The organism is Mesorhizobium sp. BH1-1-5 (assembly GCF_020165615.1).
Classification (GTDB): Bacteria; Pseudomonadota; Alphaproteobacteria; order Rhizobiales; family Rhizobiaceae; genus Mesorhizobium.
Map to the genome: position 1 here is coordinate 31602 of NZ_JAIUIM010000022.1, position 20974 is coordinate 52575.

Here is a 20974-nt window from a genome sequence, read left to right on the forward strand (position 1 = left end):
ATATATGGTTATTGTAAAGTTAAAGCATCCAGTGAGATTCGAGACAAGTCCGTTTCAAAACCAATTCCTTTCGAATTTGTCTAAAATTTGAGGAAAATTCGCGGCTTCGATGCAAGCCGTCCTTTGCGTGAGCGTGCCATTATCGTGTCCATAAAAGAGGTCATGCCAATGGATGCATGATCCGTCACGGATGGATGCATCATCCATCCCGGATGAGAGGCAAGTAAGATGGGCTTTCTGATCAGGATGGCTTTCTGGTTTTCGCTGGTGCTGCTGGCGCTGCCGCTCGGCGTCGGCCCGGGCGAGGACGGCCAGCAGAGCGTCGGGCCGATCCAGGCGCTGTTTGCGGCGCGCGAGGCGGTCGGCGACATTGCCGGGCTGTGCGAGCGCAAGCCCGATGTCTGCGAAACCGGCAAATCGGCCATGTACACCATCACCGTTCGCGCCAAGGAAACGGCCAAGATCGCCGCGGCCATGATCGACGACCAGCAATCCGGGCAGACAGACGCGCCCGAGACGAAAGTCGCGGATGGCGCCGTCACGACCACCGGCAGCGTCGCCGAGGACATTGTGCTGCCCGCCAAGGTCAACATCCCGGTGATGCTGGCCGCCAAGAACTGAATTCTTTCCAGCCGTTCGCTCGGCTATTTGGTTTCGGCGCAATTCCGGACGGAAAAACCGCTACGCACTTTTCCTGGAATTGCTCTCTCTTTGGTTCGGCGCAATTCCGGACGGAAAACCGCTACGCACTTTTCCTGGAATTGCTCTAACGCCGCGGGCCCGTCCGACCTCTCGACGCCCGCGGCGTCTTTCTTTTTCCGTGACGCGGTCGTGCCGGGCCACTATATGCGGGCAATGACCACCCCGATCCAAACGATCCGCGACGACTTCTCCCTGCTCGACGAGTGGGAGGACCGTTATCGCTATGTGATCGAGCTCGGCGAGGGTCTGCCGCCATTCCCCGAAGAGGAGCGCACGGCCGCGAACAAGGTGCCTGGCTGCGTGAGCCAGGTGTGGCTCACCACCGAGCAAGGCGCCGGCGCCGATCCGATGATCAGCTTCCAGGGCGATTCGGACGCCCATATCGTGCGCGGCCTCGTCGCCATCATGCTGGCGCTGTTTTCAGGCAGGCATGCAAGCGAAATCCAGAGCACCGACGCCGAAGCGACGCTGAAGGAGCTCGGCCTCGACGAGCATCTGTCGCCGCAGCGCGCCAACGGCCTGCGCTCGATGGTCAAGCGCATCAAGCGCGACGCCGAGGCAGCGTTGAAGCAGACGGCCTGATCCGGTCGATATCGGTCCCGCCAAAAAGCAAAACGGCGCCGCAAGGGCGCCGTCGAACTGCTTGAGGAACCGAGACCTGTCAGCGGCCCTTGCGCTTGCGGCCCAGGCCCATCTTCTTGGCGAGCTGCGAGCGGGCAGCCGCATAATTGGGGGCAACCATCGGGTAGTTGGCGTCCAGACCCCACTTCTCACGGTATTCTTCCGGCGTGAGATTGTAGTGGGTCATCAAGTGCCGCTTCAGCGACTTGAACTTCTTACCGTCCTCGAGACAGACGATGTAGTCATCATGGACGGAGCGCTTCGGGTTGACGGCCGGCTTCTGCTTCTCGGCCGACGGCTGCTCCGGCGAGCCGCCGACGCGACCCAACGCGGCATGGACGTCGGCGATAAGGTTCGGCAGTTCCCCAACGGGCACCGGGTTGTTGCTGACATAGGCGGCGACGACATCGGCGGTCAGCTCGATCAGCGCATCACCGTTTTTCGAAGGTGTTTCGACGATTTCCATAGTGCTAAAGCCCCAACGAGAGTTGTTTCTAAAATTGCGCCCTTTTTTTTGGGATCGGGCATCGCGCGAATTTCATTCAGGAAAGGCCTACGATTCGCGTCGAGTTATCTTAATGACGCCGCATTGCAAGTAAGTCAATTCGCCTATTGACTTATATTCGCCGATATTCATCAAATATTGCTGATTCAGCTTCAAAAATTCGTGCATCGTGTAACTTCACGAGATTTTTCTGGCCAGACCAGCGCGCCGTGACGTTACGTCATCCCTATGTTAGACATCCGATCGCCGCTCGACACGGCGTTCAATGCTTGGCCAATGCTTGGACGCCCGTTGCGCCGGCACGACGAATCCTGCGCTGCAACGAAGCGCAAGGACGTCGCCTTTCCCGCCGGGCCCGACAAGGCGGCGCGACGAGATCGCTTAGAGCAGTTCAGCGTTTGATAGAATCGCTGAACTGCTCTAACTCATTGTTTTTACGCAATTCCGGACGGAAAACGCGGCGCGCTTTTCCTGGAATTGCTTTAGTAAGGCGCGATGTATTTGCCGTAGACCCAGCCGGTGGCGAAATGACCGTTCTGCGCCGGGTCATGCCAGATCTCGCACCAGCGATAGCGGATCGCCTGGCGCTGCTTCCACTGCGGCTGGCGAGCGATATCGAGCAGGTTTACGCCGCCGGTGCAGCGGCCGGTCATCTGCAACACGGTGCCGTTCGGGTACGCGGCCTGTTTTTGCGATGCGTTGGACGGATACTTTCGCGCATTGAGCGTATCGCCGAACGGCACGCCCGCCACTTGCCAGGCGGCAAAGACGGTTGCATGAGACTGACTGGAAAAGTCAGACCGGCCGCGAGCGCGGCGACGGACATTGCGATAGAAACACAGGATTTCATCTTTCCCCCTTCAACTTGGCTTCTGTAGACCACCTTGGACCGCGCCCCTTGAACCGCCGCTGAGCGGCGTGTTCATTCGTCATTCAAGCAAATTCCGCAGCGAGACGTAATGACCAGAGCTTCCGCCTTGACTTCCGCCTTCCCGGCCGCCAGCCCGCCGACGCCCGAGAAACACCCGGTTTCCGATACGCATCATGGCATCACCCGCAACGACGACTATGCCTGGATGCGGGCCGACAACTGGCAGGCGGTGTTCCGGGACCCTTCCCTGCTCGACGACCGCATCCGCGCCCATCTCGAGGCTGAGAACGCCTATCAGGCGGCGCTGATGGCGGGCACCACGGACCTGCGCGGCAAGCTGTTTGCCGAGATGAAGGGGCGCATCAAGGAAGATGACTCGACGGTTCCCATGAAGGACGGCCCCTATGCCTATGGCTCGTCCTTCCGGCTGGGCGGCGAGCAGCCGCGCTATTTCCGAACGCCGCGCGACGGCGGCACCGAGGAGATCCTGCTCGACGGCGACAAGGAGGCCGAGGGCAAGCCCTATTTCCGGCTCGGCGGCGTCGACCATTCGGCCGACCACGGGAAGCTGCTGTGGGCCTTCGACGACAAGGGTTCGGAATTCTTCACGCTGCGCGTGCGCGATCTTGCGAGCGCCAAGGAACTTGCCGACCAGATCCCGGATACCGGCGGCGGCGGGGTCTGGGACGCCCGCGACGGCGGCTTCTTCTATACCCGTCTCGACGACAACCATCGCCCGTCAAAGGTGTTCTTCCACGCGCTCGGCGACAGACCCGAGAACGACCGGCTGATCTATGAGGAGACCGATCCGGGCTTCTTCATGGATGTCGGCGGCACACGTGCCAATGACTGGATCATGATCGGCATCAACGACCATGAGACTTCGGAATACCGCCTGCTGCCCGCCAATGATCCATCGGCCGAGCCGAGGCTGGTGGCGGTGCGCGAGACCGGGCTGCAATACGACCTGGAAGAAGGCGGCGACATCTTCTTCATCCTCACCAATGCCGACGGCGCCAAGGACTTCAAGATCATGACCGCGCCGGTCGATAACCCGGTGCGCGCCAACTGGCAGGAATTGGTGCCGCACGAGCCGGGACGGCTGATCCTCTCCGTGCTCGGTTTCAAGCATCACATGGTCCGGCTCGAGCGCAAGGACGGCCTGCCGCGCATCGTCGTGCGCGAGCGCGCGGGCGGCGAGGAGCATTTCATCTCCTTCGACGAGGAGGCTTTCTCGCTCGGCCTCTCGGGCTCCTACGAATACGACACCGAAACGATGCGCTTCACCTATTCCTCGATGACGACGCCCGCGCAGGTGTTCGACTACAATATGCGCAACCGCGAGCGCGTGCTCCTGAAGACACAGGAAGTGCCGTCCGGCCACGACCCGGAGCACTATGTCACGCGCCGGCTGATGGCGCCGGCAGCCGATGGCGAGTTGGTGCCGATCTCGCTGCTCTACCGTCGCGATACGCCGCTGGACGGCTCGGCGCCCTGCCTGCTTTACGGCTATGGCTCCTACGGCATCACCGTTCCTTCGGCCTTCAACACCAACTGCCTGTCGCTGGTCGACCGCGGCTTCGTCTATGCCATCGCGCATGTGCGCGGCGGCAAGGACAAGGGCTACGGCTGGTACGAGGACGGCAAGCGGGCGAAGAAGATGCACACCTTCACCGATTTCATCGCCTGCGCCCGCCATCTCGTCGCCGAGCGCTACACGCGGCATGACCGCATCGTCGCGCAAGGCGGCTCGGCCGGCGGCATGCTGATGGGGGCGATCGCCAACATAGCGCCGCAGGATTTCGGCGGCATCGTCGCCGAGGTGCCGTTCGTCGACGTGCTCACCACCATGCTCGACGCCAGCCTGCCGCTGACGCCGCCGGAATGGCCGGAATGGGGCAACCCGATCGCGTCCGCCGCCGACTACGAGACGATCGCGGCCTATTCGCCCTATGACAATGTGGCGGCGCACGACTACCCGCCGATCCTGGCGCTGGCGGGCCTCACCGATCCGCGCGTCACCTATTGGGAGCCGGCGAAATGGGTGGCGCGGCTGCGCGAGCGCAAGGCAGGCGGCAACCCGGTCCTGTTCAAGATCAACATGGAGTCCGGGCATGCCGGCGCGTCGGGCCGGTTCTCGCGGCTGGAGGAGATCGCCTATATCTACGCCTATGCCTTGAAAGTGACCGGCAAGGCCTGATTTTCCACTCGCAATTGCCAAGGGCGCGCGTTACCCAATGCCGCCCTTTCGCGCGCGGCCTAGTCAAGCTGCGCCATCCGTTCACTCGCAAGGACAATCATGCTGCTCGTCGACACCTATCTCGACAAATCCGCCATCCAGGGCATCGGCGTTTTCGCCAAGAACCGCATTGCCAAGGGCACGCTGGTCTGGAAGCTCGACCCGCGGTTCGATCGCCGCATCCCTGTCGGCACCTATGAGGCCCAGATCGGCCCGGTGAAATCCTATCTCGACCGCTATTCCTATCCGGACCGGCACGATCCGAGCTTCATCGTCTTCGAGGCCGACGATGCGCGCTACATGAACCACGACGACGATCCGAACTGCGACGTCTCTTCGCCGGAGGAGACCTACGCGCTGCGCGACATCGCGGCCGGCGAGGAACTGACCTGCAACTACAACCACTTCTTCGAAAACGGCTTCGATTTCCTGGGCGACCGCCACCCGTAGACAGGGCGCGGGACCTGAGGTCAGGATTGACAAGCACCTGACCTCGGCGCACCTTCCCGGGCGGTAGATACAACCTGCTGCTTGCACCCTCCTGGGTACGGTGAATGTATCGAGCTAATTCAGGCTCCCTTTGCCCGAACGAACGGGTCAGCAACGCAAGCTCCTGACGCTTTCCGTTCGTTTTACGCAGAGGATGATCTCATGCGCGATTTCCGCGACGCCAAGGCCATGGCGCAAACGTTAAGCGAAGCGCTGGCCGCCAAATCCGTCTCACTTTCTCACGGCGAAAGCCTGGAGCTGATCGCTAGGATTCTCGGCCTCCGCGACTGGAATGTGTTGGCCGCGAGGATTCAGGCAAACCAGCGGGCAACAGGGCCTGAAGCAGCGCCAGTTGCGGTCCTTTCCAGTCTCATGCAGACAGAGGTCCCCATCTTTCCCATGCGGGACCTTGTGCTGTTCCCGCAAACGATCACGCCCATCTTCGTGGCGCGCGACAAAACGCGGCGTGCCGTTGAACGTGCCATGGCCGGCGATCGTCGGGTTGTCGTGGTCGCCCAGAAGCATGGCGCCGACGACGACCCCAGCACCCTTCAGTCTCTCCATCCGGTGGGCGTTATGGCGAGCGTGATAAACAGCCAGACGCAGATGGATGGCGTTCTCAAGGTCACGGTATCCGGCCTTCAGCGCATGGCCATCACACGCCTGATCGACGGCGAATGCCTGGCGGCAGAGACAAGCCCGATCGAAGAGCAGCGCGGCCAGTCGGAAGAAGCCGCCTCACTTTCCCGCATGGTGCTCGATGCATACAGTATCTACGCCAACATCGACCTTTCCTCGCTGCCGGTGCGCCAGCGAGCCCGCTTCGGCCTCCCTTCCGCCGAGAATCCCGGCCTGATGGCCGACACCGTCGCGCAGTTGCTGTCGATAGGCATTGATGAGAAGCAGCGGATCCTGGAAACCAGCGATGTCGTGGCACGACTCGAAAAGGTGCTCGAGTTGATAGGTACCGCCCGGCCCGAGCAATAACCGGAAGCAGCTCAACTCGCCGGCTTGCGCGCCGGGTAGCCGTTGGGATGCGGCGGGACGGCCTTGAGATAAGCGGCGATCGCTGCACGGTCGTCGGCGGTCAGCTGCGCCATGTTGCGCTGCACCTCGACCATGGCGCCGCCGACGGAATCGAACTCGGGCGTGAAGCCGGTTTCGAGATAATTGGCGATGTCGGCCTCGGACCAGTCTTTCATGCCGCCACCGAGAGTGATGTTCGGCACGATGCCCGAGCCTTCGGCCGCCACGGCGCCCGCCAGCCACTCGCCCTTCTTGACCCCGCCGGCGAAATCGCGCGGCGTGTGGCATTCGCCGCAATGGCCGGGTCCCTCGACCAAATAGCGGCCGGCCAGCATCTTGTCCGGCGTGCCGTCGGGCAGCGCGATCACCGGTTCGGGGCTGAGGTAGAGCCGCTTCCACAGGCCGATGCCGCGGCGGATGGTGAAGGGGAAGGAAAGCTTGTGATCCGGCGCCTTGCCGGCTACCGCCGGCAGCGTCTTCATGAAGGCGTAGAGGTCGGCGATGTCGGCCCGCTTCATGCGCGCGTAGGAGGCATAGGGAAAGGCCGGGTAGAAATGCTCGCCGGAAGGCGAAACACCCTTCAGCATGGCGTTGGCGAAGTCTTCCTCGCTCCAGGCGCCGATGCCGTCCTTCTGATCCTGCGAGATATTGGGCGGAACGAAGGTGCCGAACGGCGTCTTCAGTTCCAGACCGCCGACGAGCTCGAGACGGGCGTCGCCCTGGGCGCCCGGCTTGGCGTGGCAGGAGGTGCAGCCCCCCGCGTAGAAGATGCGCTTGCCCTTGGCAGCGTCGCCGGGGCCGAGCTGGGCGACGGCCGCAGCGTCAAGCCTGACCGGCGCCGACAGGGCCCAGCCGGCAACGGCCGCGGCGCCGCCAAGCACGATGACGGCGCCGACGAGCTTCTTCAGCCAGGCCATCGCCAGGCGATCAGCTCTTCTTGATCCGGTAGGTCTGGTGGCAGGTGCCGCAATCGCCACCCAGCGTGTTGAGCTGCGCCTTCAGCGCGTCGACATCGGCCGGCGGGGAAGCGACCGCGGCCTTGGCGTCGGCCAGGAACTTGTCCTCGGCGGCCTTGAAGCCCGCCATGTCTTCCCAAATCTTGGGTGCTGCCGTGGTGTCGCCCTTGTCGGAGCCGGCAGGGAACAGCGTGTCGGCGTCGAACTTCTCGGCGTTGGCTTCCAGCGCCTTCAGCGCGTCGAGCACGGCGGCGGCATCGAAAGGCGTCTCGCCCTTGACCACCTTCGAGATCTGGCCGGCGAGCTTGCCGCGTTCCTTCATCAGGGCCTGACGATCCTTGATCGGGTCGGCATAGGCGGCCGAGCCAGCAAAGGCGAGCATAGAGATGGCGATGACAAGCTTTCTCATTCAATTGGCTCCATGATGATGAAGGGAGTTCGCGACTAAGGCATTTCACCGTTTCACGGTGAAATGCTGTATCTCCTTATTGACGCAATTCCGGACGGAAAACCGCTTCACACTTTTCCTGGAATTGCTCTGAACGTTAACGGGCATCGCGGCGGGATTATTCCCTTTTTGCCGTGACGATTTTGCTGGCCGGCTTGTAGTTTCTTCCCGCCCGAAAATGAAAAGCCCCGGCGTACCGGGGCTTTTCATCAAAATCGCTTAGCCTTTGGCCTTTTCGTACAGCTCCAGGACATGGTCCCAGTTGATCAGGCTGTCGACGAAAGCCTCGAGGTATTTCGGCCGCGCATTGCGGTAGTCGATGTAATAGGAGTGCTCCCAGACGTCGACGCCGAGGATCGGCGAGCCGCCGTGAACCAGCGGGTTCTCGCCGTTCGGGGTCTTGGAGATTTCCAGCTTGCCGTTCTTGACCGAGACCCAGGCCCAGCCGGAGCCGAACTGGGTGGTGCCGGCGGCGATGAAATCCGCCTTGAACTTGTCGTAGCCGCCAAGATCGCTGTCGACGGCCTTCTGCAACGCGCCCGGCAGCTTGTTGCCGCCGCCGCCCTTCTTCATCCACTTCCAGAAATGGATGTGGTTGTAATGCTGGGCCGCGTTGTTGAAGAGCCCGGCATTCTTGCCGAAGGACTGCTTCACGACCTCTTCGACGGACAGGTCGCCCATTCCGGCCTCGGCCGCCAGCTTGTTGCCGTTGTCGACATAGGCCTTGTGGTGCTTGTCGTGGTGATACTCCAGCGTCTCCTTCGACATGTAAGGCTGCAGGGCCTCGTAGTCATAAGGCAAAGCGGGCAATTCAAAAGCCATGGATGGTACTCCCTCGAGGAAAAAAGTCCGGTGATACTACCGAGCTAAGATAGGTCTGGAATGGATCGGGGCAACTCCGGAATGGAGCGCCGAGCGAGTTTTTAGAGCAATTCCGAAAAAAGTGCGAAACGGTTTTCCGCCCGGAATTGCGCAAAATTAAAGAGATGGAGCGGGTCGCCGTTCGCGTGAAACGGTGAAACGCTCCGGCGGGTCAGGCGGCGGACGTCGAATGCGCCCATTCCCAATAGAGCTCGCGCGCCTTCTTGGCCACCGGTCCGGGCTGCAGGTCGCGGTTCTCGATGCGGGTGATCGGCACCACCTTCGAGTGGTTGCCGGTCGAGAAGATCTCGTCGGCCTCGAGGAAATCGCGAATCGACAGCGTCTTCTCGGTGGTCCTGAAACCGTAGTCGCCGAGCAGGTTGATGGTGCGCGAGCGGGTGATGCCGGACAGGAACGTGCCGTTCGGAGCAGGCGTCATCACATGACCGTCCTTGACCAGGAAAATGTTGGAGGTGCCGGTCTCGGCGACATTGCCCAGCATGTCGAGCACCAGCGCGTTGTCGAAGCCGCGGTTCTTGGCCTCCAGGATGGCCCGGCCGTTGTTGGGATAGAGGCAGCCGGCCTTGGCGTTGGTCGGCATGGTCTCGATGGTCGGGCGCCGGAACGGCGAGACGCCGATCGAAAAGCCGGACGGCGGAATCATCGGCGATTCGTAGAGGCAGAGGCAGAAGCGGGTCGAGGCCGGATCGGCCGGCACGCCCATATAGCCGCCATGCTCGGCCCAATACATCGGCCTGATATAGACTGCCGTCTTGCCGTCGAATTTCTTCAGGCCGTCCCAGGTCAGCCCGACGATCTCTTCCGTCGTCATCGAAGGCTTCAAGCCAAGCGCGGTCGCGGAAGCGTTGACTCGGGCGGAGTGAAGCTCGAGGTCGGGCGCGACGCCTTCGAACCAGCGGCCGCCGTCGAAGACGCTGGTGCCGAGCCACATGGCATGGCTGCGCGGCCCCAGTATCGCGACATTGCCGTCGTACCAGTCGCCGTCCACATAGGTCCAAGTCGCGGTTTGCGCCGCCGCCGCCAGTGTCATGTTCGCCGTCCAGATCGATGATTTCAGGCCGCCATAGGACGATGCTTTGGCGGGCGGCGTCAACCGACATGGACAAAAATCGTTGAGGCCAGCAGCACTTAGGCGCAATCAGCGCTTGCACGGCGCGGCTTGCCGCCGCAAAACTCTTTCCATGCACCATGCGGCTTATGTCTTCGACGCCTATGGCACGTTGTTCGACGTGCATGCGGCCGTGCGCCGCCATGCCGGCGAGATCGGCCCGGACGGACAGCTGCTGTCGGAAATCTGGCGTGCCAAGCAGCTCGAATATTCCTGGGTACGGACGCTGATGGGAGGTGCCTACGCCGATTTCTGGCAACTGACCGAGCAGGCGCTCGACTTCGCGTTGCGCAAGGTGCCGTCAGCCGACCCGGCGCTGCGGACGAAACTGCTCGAGGCCTATTGGCGGCTCGACTGCTATCCGGAAGTGCCCGCCGTGCTGAAGGCGATCAAGGCCTCGGGCGCGAAGCTCGCGATCCTCTCCAACGGCTCGCCCGAAATGCTCGGCGCGGCTGTCAAATCCGCGGCGCTCGACCAGATCCTCGACGACGTGTTCTCGGTCGATGCGGTCAAGCGGTTCAAAACCGACCCGTCGGTCTACGACATGGTGGTCACCGGCTGGCGGCTTTATCCGGGCGCGGTGTCGTTCCAGTCGTCGAACCGCTGGGACATAGCCGGCGCGGCCAAGTTCGGTTTCCGCACGGTGTGGATCAACCGCACCAACCAGCCCGACGAATACCGGGATTTTCCGCCGGCACTGATCCTGCCCTCGCTCGAGGGTCTTCTGGCCGGCGGTTAGCCCCCAAAGTGGCTGTTGCTGCAGTGCAACAGCTGTGGCACGATCACAGCTTCGCCTTTTTCTGTCCACCGTCAGGCCAGAATTGGAACCGCCTATCACCGCCGAATGTTATGGATGCCGCCGGCGACGTGCCCCCGCATTCATGCTTTCTTGCGAATTAAGACCTAGAAAAGGCAACCATGTCAGACGCTTCCTTCCGCATCAGCCGCCGTGGCTTCCTCAATCTTACAGCCCTTGGCGCTGCTTCTGCCGCGGTCTCCGCCTGCACCACGACCAGCGATCAAGGCCCCGCGCCCATCCAGACGCCACCGCCTCAGACCTATGTCGAGCCGCCGCTCGGCGATTATGAGACGATGTATGCCGCGGTCACCGACAACGGCTTCGACCTGCCGGCCATCCCGGTGAGAAAGATCGATCACAAATTCTTGCGCCAGATCGTGCCCGACCCGACCGGACAGCGTCCCGGCACCATCGTCGTCGATACCACCGGCCACTTCCTCTACCTGGTGCGTGAGGGCGGCCAGGCGATCCGCTATGGTGTCGGCCTCGGCCGCGCCGGTTTCGAATGGTCGGGCGACGCGGTCGTGCAGTGGAAGCAGAAATGGCCGAAATGGACGCCGCCGGACGAGATGGTCGCGCGCCAGCCGGAACTGACGCAATACAGCGCCAAGAATGGCGGCATGCCGGGTGGCCTGAAAAACCCGCTCGGGGCGCGTGCGCTCTATCTCTTCCAGGGCAACCAGGACACGCTCTACCGCCTGCACGGTTCGCCCGAATGGTGGTCGATCGGCAAGTCCGTCTCATCCGGCTGCGTGCGCCTGATCAACCAGGACATCATCGACCTTTACGACCGCGTGCCGACCAAGACCCCGGTCATCGTGACCGCCAATGTCGGCGCGCCGGAAGAGGACATGCCGGAGCGCAAGGCGATCCCGATCGACAACGGCGTGCCGACGGGCTCGATCCTGCTCGGCCCGGTGAAGAAGCTCACCAACGAGATCTTCTAAGACGCCGATCTATTGGCGTGCTTGGCCAATATGGTGGCCAGCACCGCAACGCCGCGTCGCAACGCCTCCGCATCAAGACCGGCATAGCCCAGGATAAACCCGGCCGTTTCCGGCCTGGGTCCGCTCGGATCATAAAGCGGCGACACGGGATAGAGACCGATCCCGGCGTCTCGCGCAGCCGCGATGATCGCCGGTTCGCGTTCGGCGTCGATGCCGTTCATCCAGGCAACGACATGCAGGCCAGTATCGGCTCCCGCGACCGTGACCTGCGGCCCCAGACGATCGCTCAACGCCCGCAGCAGGATGTCTCTGCGCTCGGCGTTCTTCCTGCGGATGCTGCGGACATGACGTTCGTAGGCGCCGCTTGCCAGCAGCTCGCTCAGCACGTCCTGCTCCAGCATGGGGGCGTGCCGGTCGGTCAGGCGCTTCGCCTCGCTGAATGCCCGGCGCAGGCTGACGGGGACGACGAGGTAGCCGAGCCTCAGGGTGGGCGAGAGCGTCTTGGACAACGTGCCGACATAGATGACGGTATCCGCGTCGAGCGCCTGCAGCGGCGGGATAGGACTGATGTCGTGGCGGTATTCGCCGTCATAATCGTCTTCCACAATGTAGGCTCCCGTGCCGGCGGCCCAGGCCAGCAGCGAACGCCGCCGCGTCGCCGAAAGCACGCTGCCGAGCGGAAACTGATGCGAAGGCGTCACGTAAGCGAGACGGGCCGCCGGCAGCTTTTCCGTCCTTAGCCCATCCGCGTCGACAGGAACCGGCACGGCAATGCCTCCCGCGGCCACGAAGGCATGGCGGGCGAGCGGATAGCCGGGGTTTTCGATCACAAAGGGATCGCCGGGGTCGAGCAGCAGCCGCGCGCAGAGGTCCAACCCCTGCTGCGAGCCGTTGACGATGACGATCTGCTCCTGCGTGCAACTGATGCCGCGCGCGCGCCAGAGATAGGCCTGCAGCGCGTTGCGCAGGATGGAAGACCCCTGCGGGTCGCCGTAGCGCAGCCGCGCGGGGCGTCGCAGCACGGCCTTGTTGGAGGCCCGCCGCCAGGCCAGCACCGGGAAGTCGGCTCCGGACAGTTCGCCATAGCGGAAATCCGCAAGCTTGGCCGGCGGCATTTCTGCGGTTCGAGGCAGGGCCAGCAACCGTCTTGCGAAGGCCGAGAGGTTGCGCGGCGAAGCGGTTGCGACGGTCGCCTCTCCCAATGCCCTCTCCAGCCCGGGAGCAACGATGGCGCGCGCGCCATGCCGGATGATCAGATAGCCTTCGGCATCGAGCTGGCTATAAGCGCCCGTGACCGTGGTTCGCGAGGCCCCCCACTCGGCCGCGAAGGCGCGCGTCGACGGCAGGCGATCGCCGGGCCTATAGGCGCCGCTGTGGATCTGCTCCTTGATCGCCGCGATGATCCGGCGCGCGACGCCGTCCTGCTCCAACTGGACCACCAGAAACTTTCAAAACTGGATATTCCAAGCAAGCCAGACATCCGGCATCTTTTCCTGCAACGCAAGGAGTTTTGTCATGTACACACCACCTGCCTTTCGCGACGACGATCACGAGAGCCTCACGGCCACGATCCACGCGGCGCGGCTGGCAATCCTGGTCACCGCCACGGCCGATGGCCCGCTGGCGACGCCTCTGCCGCTTCTCCTCGACGAGAACGAGGGCGAGCAGGGCGTGATCTACGGGCACGTCGCGAAGGCAAACCCGCAATGGCGCGCGCCAGTGCTGGGCAACGGACTGGCGATGTTCATGGGGCCGGACGCCTATGTGACGCCGTCCTGGTACCAGACCAAACAGGAGACCGGGAAGGTGGTGCCGACCTGGAACTATGTCGCCGTCCACGCGCATGGACCGATCGAATTCTTCGAGGATGCCGACAGGCTGCTCGAGGTCGTGACCCGCCTGACCAACCTGCATGAAGGCGAGCGCGCCGCGCCCTGGGCCGTGTCGGATGCGCCGGCGGATTTCATCCAGTCGCAGCTGAAGGGCATTGTCGGCCTGCGCATGCCGATCACCAAGCTCGAAGGCAAGCGCAAGATGAGCCAGAACCGCAACGCGGCCGATCGCGCCGGCGTGCTCGCCGGCCTGGCGGCGAGCGAGCGGCCATCCGATCGCGAGGTCGCGCCGCTCATTCCAGTGTGAAGTCTGGCCAGTGTGAAGACTGGCCAGTGTGAAGTCTGGCCAGTGTGAGGTCTGGCCAGTGTGAAGACTGGCCCCAGCACTTTCAAGAGACCTCCGTCATGTTGGACCTGACCCAATTCGCCTTGTATTTCGCCGCGGCTTTCCTGCTTGCCATCACGCCGGGGCCGGGCATCTTCTATGTCGCCGCGCGCACGCTCGCCGGAGGACGTGGCGAAGGCATTGCCTCCAGCTTCGGAACGGGGCTGGGCGGCATGGTCCATGTGCTGGCCGGCAGTCTGGGCGTCTCGGCAATCGTGCTTGCCAGCGCGGAGCTGTTCACGGCGCTGAAGCTGATCGGCGCCGTCTACCTCGTCTGGTTGGGCTTCCGCACGTTCCAGGCCGCCCGACGCGATGCAAAAACAATGCTGGAGGGCGGCGTGCCGGCGCCCGCGCTCGGCGCTGCCCGAGCGTTTCGCGAGGGGGTGCTGGTCGAAGCGTTGAACCCGAAGACGGCCGCCTTCTTCCTGGCCTTCATTCCGCAATTCGTGAACCTCAGCGGCGGCCACGTCGCGCTGCAGTTCATGATCCTCGGCTTCATATCGGTAACGCTCAACACGCTGGCCGATGTCGTGGTCGCTTTTGCGGCGAGCCGAATCCGGGCAGGCGCAACCGGGCGTTCGGGCGTGATCCGCCGCCTGCGGGAGGCGTCGGGCGGCGCGATGGTCGCGCTCGGCATAGGCCTGGCCATAGCCAAGCGCCCTGCCCTCTGATTGCCCGGCCACGCAGGGCGGGCGACTGATTGCCATTTTGAACTCTGCCTGGTCTCGGCGACAAGCGTTACGCGCTCACATTGGAGTGGATGTTGCGCAAGGCATAGTTATGGTTGTGCAACCCACGAAGTACAGATGCGGAGCAGGTAGAATCCAATGCAAGCAGTTTCCGGCCGCTCCGGTCCCGTCGCGATCGCAGTGGCGCCGAGTGGCGGCCGGCGTACGAAGGCCGATCATCCGGCGTTGCCGATTACGTCCGATGAGTTGGCACGGGTCGCGGCGGTCTCGCTCGAGGCCGGCGCAGCCATGATCCACGTGCATGTCCGCGACCGCAACGGCCGCCATCTCCTCGACGCGCAAGCCTACCGCGCCGCAGCCACCGCGATCAGGGCACAAGTCGGCGAGAGGCTCGTGGTTCAGATCACCAGCGAGGCCTTGGGTATCTACCGGCCCGAACAGCAGATGCGGGTGGTGCTGGAGGCGCGCCCCGAAGCCGTCTCGCTCGCTTTGCGCGAGTTCGTGTCCGATCAAACGCATGAAGCAGGTTTCGCCTCGTTCCTCGAAACGCTCCGGCGGCGGAAGGTAGTACCACAGATTATCCTCTATTCGACGGAAGAGGCCTCGTATCTAGCGACGCTCGCGAGACGGGGGATGATCCCGTTCGACAATCAGCCAGTCCTCTATGTGCTCGGCCGTCACACAGTTGGACAGACATCTGCCCCCGCCGACCTGCTGCCGTTCTTGGCTCTCGGCCCCGTCGCGCCCAGTCACTGGATGGTGTGCGCCTTCGGTAGCCAGGAAACGGCATGCGTCACGACCGCCGCGCTACTCGGCGGGCATTGCCGTGTCGGATTTGAAAACAATCTTTTCCTGCCGGGCGGCGCATTGGCCTCGGGGAACGGGGATTTGATCGCGGCCACGCGACGGGCACTTGAAGCCTGCGGCCTCGCGGTCGCCGACGCCGATGCGCTACGCAACCAGTGGGCCGCCTAAAGCGCGTCGCGCTGAACCGGATTTCAGGCGACGCGCTTTAAGTCTTTGTTTTGATGCATGTCGTTGTCCCAGAACCGAGCACACTTCTGGGCGACATGCATTAGTGGTGTGAGCCTTGCCACGCCGCCAGGCGAAAGCTCACCGCCCCCGGGCCAGACTCCCCAGGATGCCGCGCACGATGGCACGGCCGACGGAGGAGCCGACCGAGCGCACCACCGACTTGATGGCGGCTTCGGCCACGGTCTGGCGGTTGGACGAGCGCCGGTTGCCCGTTCCCAAAACATCGTCGAAACCAGGAATGGTCCAGCGCGAGCCGCCGCTGTTCTTCTGCTTTGCCTGCGCCTCGGCGTCCTGCGCTTCCTTGGCCTTCTTCTGCAGGATTTCGAAGGCCGATTCGCGGTCGACCGCCTCGTCGTACTGGCCGGCGACCGGGCTCTCGGCGATGATCTTGCGGCGCTCGTCGGGTGTGATCGGTCCGAGCCGCGACGACGGCGGCCGGATCAGCGTGCGCTGCACCATGGCCGGCACGCCCTTGTCCTCCAGCATCGAGACCAGCGCCTCGCCGGTGGCGAGCTGGGTGATGGCGGTGGCGCAGTCGAAATCGGGATTGGGCCGGAAGGTCTCGGCGGCGGTACGCACCGCCTGCTGTTCGCGCGGCGTATAGGCGCGCAGCGCGTGCTGGACGCGGTTGCCGAGCTGGGCCAACACCTTTTCGGGAATATCCAGCGGGTTCTGGGTGACGAAATAGACACCGACGCCCTTGGAGCGGATCAGCCGCACCACCTGCTCGACGCGGTCGATCAGCACCTTCGGCGCGTCCTCGAACAAAAGATGCGCCTCGTCGAAGAAGAACACCAGCTTGGGCTTGTCGAGATCGCCGACTTCAGGCAGCTCCTCGAACAGCTCGGACATCAGCCACAGCAGGAAGGTGGCGTAGAGTCTTGGGTTCATCATCAATTTGTCGGCGGCCAGAACGCTGATCGCGCCACGGCCGTCGCGCGTCGTGCGCATGATGTCGGCAATGCGCAGCGCCGGCTCGCCGAAGAAGTTGGCGGCACCCTGCTGCTCGAGCACCAGGAGCGTGCGCTGGATGGCGCCGACCGAAGGCTTGGTGACATTGCCGTAGCGCGCGCTGAGCTGGTCGGCGCGATCGGCCATGTTGGCAAGCAGCGCCTGCAGGTCCTTCAAATCAAGCAACAGCAGGCCTTCCTCGTCGGCGATGCGGAAGGCGATGTTCATGACGCCTTCCTGCGCGTCCGTGAGGTTCATCAGCCGCGACAAAAGCAGCGGCCCCATCTCGGAAATGGTGGCGCGGATCGGGTGGCCCTGCTCGCCGAACAGATCCCAGAAGATGACCGGAAATTCCTGGAACTGGTAGGGATCGAGCTTCACCTGCCCGGCGCGCTTGACCAGGAAATCCTTGGGCTCGCCCATCATGGATATGCCGGAAAGGTCGCCCTTGATGTCGGCGCAGAAGACCGGCACGCCGGCATTCGAAAAGCCCTCGGCCAGGATCTGCAGGCTGACCGTCTTGCCGGTGCCCGTGGCCCCGGTGACGAGGCCGTGGCGGTTGCCGTAGCGCAGCAAAAGCTCTTCGGCGCGCTGATAGGAATCGTCGGACTTGCGGCTGGCGCCGATGAAGATGCTGGTCTCGTCAACCATATCCTGTCTCCGCAATCTGTTCCGCTCAAAGGCCTCAACCCGAGGTATAGTAACGCCAGTCGCATGCGGCAATGCCCAGTATCGATTTGAGACGCGGCGAATTTGGCCTTTGGCGCTTGCGGATTGCGCGCATGTTTGGCAATCGATTGGCTGGTCGCGGGAGAACCCGGCCGGATGACGCATTGTGATATCCGGTTCCTGACCTTAGATTGGCTGGACCCGGCTGATGCGGCCGAGAAGCGAGGAGAGCGATGGGCGCCGGCGCCTTGACCAGGGATGTCGACCTTCCGAACCCGGACGCCAAGCGTTGGCAGGCGCTGGCGGAAAAGGCGCTTGCCGGCGGTTCCTTCGAGGAAAAGCTCGTCTCCCGCACCGATGACGGCATCCGCATCGGGCCGCTCAGCCAACGCTCGACGTCGGCCGAGCCATTGCCGCGCACAAATCCGACCGCGCCCTGGGTCGTCAGCCAGCGCGTCGACGACCCGGACATTGCCCGCGCCAGCGCCCAAGCCCTGGAAGACATCGCCCAAGGCGCCACCGGCCTGTCGCTGGTCTTCGAGGGCGCGCCGAACGCGTTCGGTTACGGCCTGCCGCGCACCGCGGAAGCGCTCGAGGCGGTGCTCGACGGCGTGCCGCTCAACCGCGTGCAGGTGCGCATCGACGCGCATCCCTGGAGCCGCGCGGTCGCCGACTGGCTGCTTGCCTTCCTGAGCAAGCGCCGCTCCGATCCGACCAAGCTCAACCTCTCCTTCGGCATCGACCCGGCGGCGATCTTCGCCGGCACCGGGCGGCTGCGCACCTCGATCGAGGCGCTGCAGGAATCGATGCCGCAGTCGCTGGCGCATTTCTTTTCGATGGGCGTGCCGGGCGTGCTGCTCGAGGCCGACGGCCGCGTCTTCCACAATGCCGGCGCCACCGAGGCGCAAGAGCTCGGCACGATGATGGCCTCCGTCGTGTCCTATCTCAGGATGTTCGAGAAGGCGCGCCAGCCGCTGGTCTATGCCGCACCCCATATCGGCTTCGCGCTCAGCGTCGACCAAGACCAGTTCGTCTCGATTGCCAAGGTGCGGGCCTTGCGCAAGCTCTGGGCGCGCATCCAGGAAGCCTGCTCGATCCCGGCCTCGACGGCCAGCATCCATGCCGAGACCTCCTACCGCATGATGACGATGGCCGACCCGGAGACCAACATATTGCGCACGGCGATCGCAGCCTTCGCCGCGGCAGCCGGCGGCGCCGATTCGATCTCGATCCTGCCGCACACCATCGCGCATGGGCTGCCGGCCGGCTTTGCCCGCCGCGTCGCCCGCAACGCGCAGCTTATCATGGCCGAGGAGAGCCATATCGGTCATGTCGCCGACCCCGCCAGCGGCTCGGGCGCGGTCGAGGCGCTGACCAACGATCTCTGCGCTGCCGCCTGGAAGGAATTCCAGCGCATCGAGGCCGAGGGCGGCGTGCTCGCCAGCCTGCAGCAGGGCTATATCCAGAATCGCGTGCAGACGGCGGCCGCTAAACGCAACGGCGCTTATCGTTCGGGTGAACGCGGCATCGTCGGCACGACGCTTTACCGCGTCGGCACGGAGCGCCCGGTCGAGACACTGCCGCAGGAGCGGCGCCCGGCCCTGACCGAAGGTGTCGCTACCTGCGAGCCGCTGTTTCCGGTGCGCATCGATCAGTCGATCGGAGCCGGGTCATGATCCCGGATTTCAGCCAGATCGATTGGTCGGCGCCGCGTCGCGCACCGGTCGAGCTCAAAGGCCAGCGGATGACGCCGGAAGGCATCGCCGTAAAGCATCTCTACACGCAAGGCGACCTCAAGGGGCTCGCCAATCTCGACACCTATCCGGGCATGCCGCCTTTCGTGCGCGGCCCCTACCCCACCATGTATGTCCAGCAGCCCTGGACGATCCGGCAGTATGCCGGCTTCTCGACAGCGGAAGAATCCAACGCCTTCTACCGGCGCAATCTCGCCGCCGGCCAGAAAGGCCTATCGGTGGCCTTCGATCTCGCCACGCATCGCGGCTATGACAGCGACCATCCGCGCGTCGCCGGCGATGTCGGCATGGCCGGCGTGGCGATCGATTCCATCCTCGACATGCGGCAGCTGTTCGACGGCATTCCGCTAAACGAGATGACGGTGTCGATGACGATGAACGGCGCCGTGCTGCCGATCATGGCTTTGTACATCGTCGCGGCCGAGGAACAGGGCGTCGCGCAGAAGGATCTGGCCGGGACCATTCAGAACGACATTCTGAAGGAGTTCATGGTCCGCAACACCTACATCTATCCGCCGAAGCCTTCGATGCGGATCGTGTCGGACATTTTTGCCTACACCTCCAGGCATATGCCGAAATTCAACTCGATCTCGATCTCCGGCTATCACATGCAGGAAGCCGGCGCGACCGCCGACCTCGAGCTCGCCTACACCATCGCCGACGGCATCGAATATGCGCGCGCCGGCGTTGCTGGGGGCCTCGACATCGACCGCTTCGCGCCACGCCTCTCCTTCTTCTGGGCGATCGGCATGAACTTCTTCATGGAGGTCGCCAAGCTCAGGGCCGCAAGGCTGCTCTGGTCGAGCCTAATGAAGAAGAATTTCGCGCCGAAGGACGAACGCTCACTGTCGCTGCGCACCCATTGCCAGACCTCAGGCTGGTCGCTGACGGCGCAGGACCCCTACAACAACATCACCCGCACGATGATCGAAGCGATGGCGGCGACGCAGGGGCACACGCAGTCGCTGCACACCAATTCCTTCGACGAGGCGATGGCGCTGCCGACCGACCATTCGGCGCGGATCGCGCGCAACACGCAGCTCATCCTGCAGAAGGAATCCGGCACGACGCGCATGATCGATCCGTGGGGCGGCTCGGCCTATGTCGAGCGGCTGACGCATGATCTGGCGGCGCGCGCGCTCGCCCATATCGAAGAGGTCGAAAGCCTCGGCGGCATGGCGGCGGCGATCGAGAAAGGCATTCCGAAGCTTCGCATCGAGGAAGCGGCCGCGCGCACCCAGGCGCGCATCGATTCCGGCGAGCAAATTCTGGTCGGCGTCAACGCGCACCGGCCGCAGACGGACATCGAGGTCGATGTCTTGAAGATCGACAATGCCGAGGTGAAGGCCAGGCAATTGGCGAAGCTGCAGCGGCTCAAAGGCACGCGCGACGTCGCGGCCCTGGAGGACGCGCTGGCGGCGCTGACCCGTGCCGCCGAGGGCGACGAGAACCTGCTCGAATTCGCGATCCGCGCCGCGCGCGCCAACGCCACCGTGGGCGAGATTTCGCTGGCGCTGGAAAAAGTGTTCGGCCGCCACACGGCGGCGGTGCAGACGATCTCCGGCGTCTATCGCGACGCGCTTGGCGACAACCCGGCGCTCGACCCTCTGCAACAGAAGATCGAAGCGTTCGAGAAGAAATCCGGCGGCAAGCCGCGCATCCTGGTCGCCAAGATGGGCCAGGACGGCCACGACCGCGGCCAGAAGGTAATCGCCAGCGCTTTTGCCGATCTCGGCTTCGACGTGACCGTCGGGCCGATGTTCCAGACGCCGGACGAGATCGCCAGGCTCGCGGTGCAGCACGACGTCGACATCATCGGCGCGTCATCGCTGGCAGCCGGTCATCTGACGCTGATCCCCGAGCTCAGGAACGCGCTGAAGAAGCTCGGCCATGCCGACATGCTGATCGTCGCCGGTGGCGTCATCCCGCCGCAGGATTATGACGCGGTGCTGGCGGCTGGCGCGGCGGAAATCTTCCCGCCGGGAACGGTGATACCGGAAGCCGCGAACCGGCTGATGGACCGGTTGCTGGCTGAGAGTTAGCGCCGTTATAATCGCTGTTGCAAC

Annotated in this window: 20 protein-coding genes; 12 read left to right on the top strand and 8 right to left on the bottom strand. The window is 63.7% G+C overall.

Translation table 11 applies throughout. The features are described from left to right. The first annotated feature begins 228 nt into the window (after nucleotides 1-228). Nucleotides 229-621, top strand: a complete 393-nt coding sequence (locus tag LB572_RS25365; RefSeq protein WP_224669662.1) for a DUF5330 domain-containing protein — start codon at nucleotides 229-231, stop codon at nucleotides 619-621. A 234-nt stretch (nucleotides 622-855) separates the two neighbouring features. Beyond that, a complete protein-coding gene (locus LB572_RS25370; RefSeq protein ID WP_140806845.1) occupies nucleotides 856-1284 on the top strand; it encodes a SufE family protein in 429 nt (142 codons plus the stop codon). A gap of 79 nt (nucleotides 1285-1363) precedes the next feature. Here the strand turns inward: LB572_RS25370 and LB572_RS25375 are convergent, their stop codons facing one another. Together LB572_RS25375 and LB572_RS25380 are read right to left on the bottom strand one after the other, a co-directional pair. After that, nucleotides 1364-1789 (bottom strand): MucR family transcriptional regulator, encoded by a 426-nt coding sequence (locus LB572_RS25375; RefSeq protein ID WP_027164827.1) that lies wholly within the window; start codon nucleotides 1787-1789, stop codon nucleotides 1364-1366. A 521-nt stretch (nucleotides 1790-2310) separates the two neighbouring features. After that, complete coding sequence (locus LB572_RS25380) at nucleotides 2311-2673, bottom strand: SH3 domain-containing protein (protein ID WP_412033589.1); 363 nt, start codon at nucleotides 2671-2673, stop codon at nucleotides 2311-2313. Between the two features lie 114 nt (nucleotides 2674-2787). Here LB572_RS25380 and LB572_RS25385 point away from each other — a divergent pair, with 114 nt between their 5' ends. The 3 genes from LB572_RS25385 to LB572_RS25395 all read left to right on the top strand — a co-directional run bounded on the left by LB572_RS25385 (nucleotide 2788) and on the right by LB572_RS25395 (nucleotide 6414). Further along, nucleotides 2788-4899 (top strand): S9 family peptidase, encoded by a 2112-nt coding sequence (locus LB572_RS25385; protein WP_224669664.1) that lies wholly within the window; start codon nucleotides 2788-2790, stop codon nucleotides 4897-4899. Between the two features lie 99 nt (nucleotides 4900-4998). After that, on the top strand, nucleotides 4999-5388 hold the full coding sequence (locus tag LB572_RS25390) for an SET domain-containing protein (protein WP_140806842.1): 390 nt from the start codon (nucleotides 4999-5001) through the stop codon (nucleotides 5386-5388). A gap of 201 nt (nucleotides 5389-5589) precedes the next feature. Further along, complete coding sequence (locus tag LB572_RS25395; protein ID WP_224669665.1) at nucleotides 5590-6414, top strand: LON peptidase substrate-binding domain-containing protein; 825 nt, start codon at nucleotides 5590-5592, stop codon at nucleotides 6412-6414. Between the two features lie 11 nt (nucleotides 6415-6425). Here LB572_RS25395 and LB572_RS25400 read toward each other — a convergent pair whose 3' ends face one another. From LB572_RS25400 to LB572_RS25415, 4 genes are all read right to left on the bottom strand, one after another. Further along, nucleotides 6426-7370, bottom strand: coding sequence for a cytochrome c (locus tag LB572_RS25400; protein WP_224669666.1), 945 nt, complete (start codon nucleotides 7368-7370; stop codon nucleotides 6426-6428). Between the two features lie 10 nt (nucleotides 7371-7380). Continuing rightward, a complete protein-coding gene (locus tag LB572_RS25405) occupies nucleotides 7381-7818 on the bottom strand; it encodes a c-type cytochrome (RefSeq protein WP_140806839.1) in 438 nt (145 codons plus the stop codon). A gap of 258 nt (nucleotides 7819-8076) precedes the next feature. After that, a complete protein-coding gene (locus tag LB572_RS25410) occupies nucleotides 8077-8679 on the bottom strand; it encodes a superoxide dismutase (RefSeq protein ID WP_140785282.1) in 603 nt (200 codons plus the stop codon). A gap of 211 nt (nucleotides 8680-8890) precedes the next feature. After that, on the bottom strand, nucleotides 8891-9769 hold the full coding sequence (locus LB572_RS25415; RefSeq protein WP_224669667.1) for a branched-chain amino acid aminotransferase: 879 nt from the start codon (nucleotides 9767-9769) through the stop codon (nucleotides 8891-8893). A 151-nt stretch (nucleotides 9770-9920) separates the two neighbouring features. Here LB572_RS25415 and LB572_RS25420 point away from each other — a divergent pair, with 151 nt between their 5' ends. Both LB572_RS25420 and LB572_RS25425 read left to right on the top strand, forming a co-directional pair. Next, nucleotides 9921-10586 carry a haloacid dehalogenase type II gene (locus LB572_RS25420; protein WP_224669668.1) on the top strand — a complete coding sequence of 222 codons (666 nt, stop codon included), beginning with the start codon at nucleotides 9921-9923 and terminating at the stop codon, nucleotides 10584-10586. Nucleotides 10587-10765: 179 nt separating this feature from the next. Then, nucleotides 10766-11593 carry a L,D-transpeptidase gene (locus LB572_RS25425; protein ID WP_140806836.1) on the top strand — a complete coding sequence of 276 codons (828 nt, stop codon included), beginning with the start codon at nucleotides 10766-10768 and terminating at the stop codon, nucleotides 11591-11593. Here LB572_RS25425 and LB572_RS25430 read toward each other — a convergent pair. Continuing rightward, nucleotides 11590-13032: a PLP-dependent aminotransferase family protein gene (locus LB572_RS25430; protein WP_224669669.1), complete on the bottom strand. Its 1443-nt coding sequence runs from the start codon at nucleotides 13030-13032 to the stop codon at nucleotides 11590-11592. The two genes, LB572_RS25425 and LB572_RS25430, sit on opposite strands and share 4 nt — an antisense overlap. Before the next feature lie 76 nt (nucleotides 13033-13108). Between LB572_RS25430 and LB572_RS25435 the strand changes: the two genes are divergently transcribed. The 3 genes from LB572_RS25435 to LB572_RS25445 all read left to right on the top strand — a co-directional run bounded on the left by LB572_RS25435 (nucleotide 13109) and on the right by LB572_RS25445 (nucleotide 15474). Beyond that, nucleotides 13109-13732 carry an FMN-binding negative transcriptional regulator gene (locus tag LB572_RS25435; RefSeq protein ID WP_224669670.1) on the top strand — a complete coding sequence of 208 codons (624 nt, stop codon included), beginning with the start codon at nucleotides 13109-13111 and terminating at the stop codon, nucleotides 13730-13732. A 98-nt stretch (nucleotides 13733-13830) separates the two neighbouring features. Further along, entirely contained in the window at nucleotides 13831-14481 is a 651-nt protein-coding gene (locus LB572_RS25440; RefSeq protein ID WP_224669671.1) for a LysE family translocator, read from the top strand. Nucleotides 14482-14637: 156 nt separating this feature from the next. Next, a complete protein-coding gene (locus LB572_RS25445; protein WP_224669672.1) occupies nucleotides 14638-15474 on the top strand; it encodes a 3-keto-5-aminohexanoate cleavage protein in 837 nt (278 codons plus the stop codon). 138 nt (nucleotides 15475-15612) lie between these two features. Here the strand turns inward: LB572_RS25445 and LB572_RS25450 are convergent, their stop codons facing one another. Continuing rightward, nucleotides 15613-17136 carry a helicase HerA-like C-terminal domain-containing protein gene (locus LB572_RS25450; protein ID WP_140806832.1) on the bottom strand — a complete coding sequence of 508 codons (1524 nt, stop codon included), beginning with the start codon at nucleotides 17134-17136 and terminating at the stop codon, nucleotides 15613-15615. Nucleotides 17137-17387: 251 nt separating this feature from the next. Here LB572_RS25450 and LB572_RS25455 point away from each other — a divergent pair, with 251 nt between their 5' ends. Beyond that, nucleotides 17388-18830 carry a methylmalonyl-CoA mutase subunit beta gene (locus LB572_RS25455; RefSeq protein ID WP_224669673.1) on the top strand — a complete coding sequence of 481 codons (1443 nt, stop codon included), beginning with the start codon at nucleotides 17388-17390 and terminating at the stop codon, nucleotides 18828-18830. Then, complete coding sequence (scpA, locus tag LB572_RS25460; RefSeq protein ID WP_224669674.1) at nucleotides 18827-20950, top strand: methylmalonyl-CoA mutase; 2124 nt, start codon at nucleotides 18827-18829, stop codon at nucleotides 20948-20950. The genes LB572_RS25455 and scpA overlap by 4 nt, the downstream gene beginning before the upstream one ends. Nucleotides 20951-20974 lie beyond the last annotated feature (24 nt).